General features: G+C 66.1%; 3 protein-coding genes. All 3 read right to left on the minus strand.

Going from position 1 to position 4109, the window contains the following annotated elements; translation table 11 throughout:
• Nucleotides 1-138: 138 nt before the first annotated feature.
• The 3 genes from V6M39_RS09065 to V6M39_RS09075 are packed head-to-tail and all read right to left on the minus strand — an operon-like array spanning nucleotide 139 to nucleotide 4001.
• Nucleotides 139-882 carry an enoyl-CoA hydratase-related protein gene (locus V6M39_RS09065; RefSeq protein WP_332643496.1) on the minus strand — a complete coding sequence of 248 codons (744 nt, stop codon included), beginning with the start codon at nucleotides 880-882 and terminating at the stop codon, nucleotides 139-141.
• Nucleotides 883-891: 9 nt separating this feature from the next.
• A complete protein-coding gene (locus V6M39_RS09070; protein WP_332643497.1) occupies nucleotides 892-2055 on the minus strand; it encodes an acyl-CoA dehydrogenase family protein in 1164 nt (387 codons plus the stop codon).
• Complete coding sequence (locus V6M39_RS09075; protein WP_332643498.1) at nucleotides 2052-4001, minus strand: ATP-binding protein; 1950 nt, start codon at nucleotides 3999-4001, stop codon at nucleotides 2052-2054. Before V6M39_RS09075 ends, V6M39_RS09070 begins: the two co-directional genes overlap by 4 nt.
• Nucleotides 4002-4109 lie beyond the last annotated feature (108 nt).

The raw sequence follows: 4109 nt of genomic DNA on the forward strand, positions 1-4109 counted from the left end.
GACTTCTTGCTGAGCAATGTGCTCAGCGCTGTGTGTCGTCACCCCAGCCCCTTTGCCGTTTGTCGAACTCATAAGTCTAGGCGGTGGGTGATCTATTCCGCAGGCGGCTCTCAGGTGGCGGACGCCACGCGAAATCGACTACTTCTTGCTGAGAAACGCTGTCATCGCCTCGCGTGCCTCGTCACTCCCGAACAGAGCGGCCGACTGCGCCGCCACCTGCTCGCCGAGTGCGTCGATGCGGGCGACCAGATCGTGGTTGAGCAGCTTCTTGGACTCGCGCAGACCCTGCGGGTAGCCCTTGACCAGGTCACCGAGTACACGTGCGACGTCACCCTGAAGCTCGGAGTCCGAAACAGCGCGGGTGATCAGACCGACGCGAGCGGCTTCTGCGGCATCGAATTTGCGGGCCGTCAGGAAGAGATCAGCCGCGGCACGGTCGGTGAACCGCGGCAGCAGCGACAGCGAGATGACGGCAGCCGCGAGTCCGAGGCGTACCTCGGTGAGCTGGAATGTCACCGACTCACCGGCGATCACGATGTCGGCAGCGCCGACGATGCCGAGGCCACCAGCCCGTACGGGTCCGCCGAGCTCCACGACAACAGGCTTGTCGAGGGTCGCGATCTGGCGCTGCAGGGCGACGACTGTCTTGGCACCCTCGACCATCCCGTCGGCCGATGCCTCCGAGAGGTCAGCACCAGAGCAGAACACCGAGCCGGCCGAACGGACCAGCACCGCCTTCACCGCGGTGTCCGCACCGGCCGTCGTCAGGTGCGCCAGCAGCTCGCTGACGAGCTGGCGGCTCAGCGCATTGCGGTTGTGGTCGCTGTCCAGCGTGATCGTGGCGACCTGATCGGCAACCTCGAGATGTACGAGCTCAGTCATGCTTGCCTCTCAGTAGGACTTCGGCAGGCCGAGCGAGAACTGGGCGATGAAGTTGAGCACCATCTCCTTGCTCACCGGCGCGATGCGCGACAGGCGCGAGCCCGCCAGCATCTGCACCAGACCGTACTCGTTGGCCAGACCGTTGCCACCGTGCGTCTGGATGGCGCGGTCGACGACGTTGCACACGGCCTCGCCGGCTGCGTACTTCGCCATGTTGGCCGCCTCGCCTGCCGCCATGAAGTCGCCGGCGACGTAAAGCGCGGCCGCCTTCTGGGTCATCAGGCGAGCCATCTCGATCTCGATGTACGACTCGGCGAGCGGGTGAGCGATCGCCTGGTGCGAGCCGATCGGTGCCTTCCAGACCTGACGCTCCTTGGCGTACTCCGTCGCCTTGGCCAGCGCGAGACGCGCCGTGCCGGTGGCGAACGAGGCGCCCATGATGCGCTCGGGGTTGAGGCCGGCGAAGAGCTGGTCGATGCCGGCGTCCTCGCTGCCGATCAGAGTGTCAGCGGGCAGCAGGACGTCGTCGAAGAACAGCGTGAACTGCTTCTCCGGCGAGGTCAGTCCCATGTCGATCTCCTGGAACGTGAAGCCCTTCGAATCGACTGGTACGAGGAACAGCGCAGGCTTGAGGTTGCCGGTCTTGGCATCCTCCGTACGCGCGACGACGAGCACGTGGCTGGCCTCGTCGACGCCCGAGATGTAGGTCTTGGTGCCCGTGAGTCGCCAGCCGCCATCGTCAGTGCGATAGGCCGTGGTGATGATCTTGTGCGAGTTGGACCCCGCATCGGGCTCGGTGATCCCGAACGCGAACGTCGAGGTGCCGTCGGCGAGGCCGGGCAGCCAGCGCTCCTTCTGCTCCTGCGTGCCGAACTGCGCGATGATTGTGCCGACGATCGCCGGTGAGACCACCATCAGCAGCAGCGGGCTGCCAGCTGCAGCGAGCTCCTCGCATACGGCGGCGAGGTCGCCGATGTCTCCGCCACCGCCACCGAACTCCTCCGGCACTGCGACGCCGAGGTAGCCGAGCTTGCCGGCTTCCTCCCACAGCTCAGTCGTCTTGCGACCGTGCTTGGCGGCCTGCTCGAAGTAGTCGCGACCGAACTTCTTGCCCAGGTCAGAGACTGCTTTGCGAAGCGCCAGGCGCTCTTCGGTCTCGGTGAAGTTGCTCATTCTGCTTCTCCTTCAATGACTGCCAGTACGGCGCCAGATTCGACTTGCGCGCCGGCGGTGGCCGACAGCTCGGTGACGACGCCGTCGTACGGCGCCGTGATGGTGTGCTGCATCTTCATGGCTTCAAGGACGACCACGATGTCGCCCTTGGTGACGTGTTGTCCTTCGGTGACTGCGACGCTCATGACGGCGGCCGGCATCGGAGCGAGCAGTGAGCCCTCGGCGATGACATCCGCCGGATCGACGGACTCCGGGACCGGTGTGAAGTCGAACGATCCACCCGGGCCGTCGACGTCGACCCAGCCAGAACCGACTGCGACGGCGTACGTCTCGGTGAGACCGTCGTCGTCGAGCACGACTCGCGTCGGCGTTACCGCACCGATCGTGACGCCCTCGAGCTCAGACTGGACGAGCCCGGTTCGGATGCCGCGGTAGGAGACAGTGATCTCCTCGGTGCCGATCGTGTACGAACGCGTACGTTCCTGGCTCGGCACATTGCGGTAAGCGGTCGGGATGCGTCCCAGCACCTTGGCGTTCGCCGTACTGCTTGCCGCCTCGGCGAGTGCTGCCGCGAGGGCGGCCTTGCGTACGGCATGCTCGCCATTCGCCGGCTTGGACCAGTCCGCGAGCCGCTCGTCGAGCAGCGCCGTGTGCACCCGCTCGGCGCGGAACTCCTCGTCACCGAGGATGCCAAGAAGCAGGTCGATGTTGGTCGTGACCCCGTGCAAGCGGGTACGTCGGAGTGCATCGCCGAGCAGCCGTACGGCGTGGGCGCGGTTGTCTCCATGGGCAATGACCTTGGCGATCATGGCGTCGTAGTGGATGCCGATGACCGATCCGCTCTCGATACCGGAGTCGACACGGAGGCCCGGGCCGTCAGGCACATCGAACGTGCGAACGGTTCCGGTCTGCGGCTGCCAGTCGTCGGCGGGGTCTTCGGCGTACAGACGCACCTCGATCGCGTGACCCTCCGGTCCTGCGGGCTCCTCTGCGAGCTGCTTGCCCTCGGCAACGAGGATCTGCGCTGCGACGAGGTCGACACCGAAGACCTCCTCGCTGACGGGGTGCTCGACCTGGAGACGGGTGTTCATCTCCAGGAAGTACGCCTTGCCGGACGCCAGGTGCGCATCCGCCACGAGGAACTCGACCGTGCCTGCGCCGACATAGCCAACGGCTTCGACGGCAGCGCGCGAGGCATCGTGCAGAACCTTGCGCACCTCGTCGCTGACCGACGGCGCCGGTGCTTCCTCGACAACCTTCTGGTGGCGGCGCTGGATCGAGCAGTCACGGTCGCCGACGATCCAGCAGGTGCCGTGGGTGTCGGCCATTACCTGGACCTCGATGTGTCGAGCGGTCGGCAGGTACGGCTCGACGAACACCGTCGCGTCGCCGAATGCCGAGAGTGCCTCGGCGCCTGCAGCGGTGAGCTCGCCCTCCAGGTCTTTGGGATCGGTGACGATGCGCATTCCGCGACCGCCGCCACCCGCCGATGCCTTGACCAGCAGCGGGAAGTCCGACTTTTGGGCGTTGGCCGCGTCCACGCTGAGGATCGGTACTCCGGCCTTGTCCATCAGCTCCTTGGCGCGAATCTTGTCGCCCATCGAGTCGATCGTGTCGGGCGCCGGGCCGATCCAGGTGAGACCGGCCTTGGCGACCGCCCGGGCGAACTCGGCGTTCTCCGACAGGAAGCCGTAGCCGGGATGGATCGCGTCGGCGCCGGCCTTCAACGCAGCGGCGATGACGAGATCCCCGCGCAGGTACGTGTCGGACGGCGCGTTGCCGGGCAGGCGTACGGCGACGTCGGCGTCACCCATGAAGGGCGCGCCAGCGTCAGCATCGGAGTAGACCGCAACCGTACGGATACCGAGATCGCGGCACGTGCTGAAGACGCGACGCGCAATCTCCCCCCGGTTTGCAACAAGTACAGAGGTGATCGAGGCACTCATACGCGGAACACTCCGTAGCCTTCGGCGCCCTTGTTGGGCACGGTGTTGATGGCGCTGAGGCAGATGCCGAGGATCGAGCGGGTGTCCCGCGGATCGATCACCCCGTCG

The organism is Aeromicrobium sp., from assembly GCF_036675695.1.
In the GTDB taxonomy this organism is placed as follows: Bacteria; Actinomycetota; Actinomycetes; order Propionibacteriales; family Nocardioidaceae; genus Aeromicrobium.

What these genes read in the sequence shown, in the direction of transcription:
- V6M39_RS09065 (WP_332643496.1), bottom strand. Translation starts at nt 882, where the DNA reads ATGACTGAGCTCGTACATCTCGAGGTTGCCGATCAGGTCGCCACGATC.
- V6M39_RS09070 (WP_332643497.1), bottom strand. Translation starts at nt 2,055, where the DNA reads ATGAGCAACTTCACCGAGACCGAAGAGCGCCTGGCGCTTCGCAAAGCA.
- V6M39_RS09075 (WP_332643498.1), bottom strand. Translation starts at nt 4,001, where the DNA reads ATGAGTGCCTCGATCACCTCTGTACTTGTTGCAAACCGGGGGGAGATT.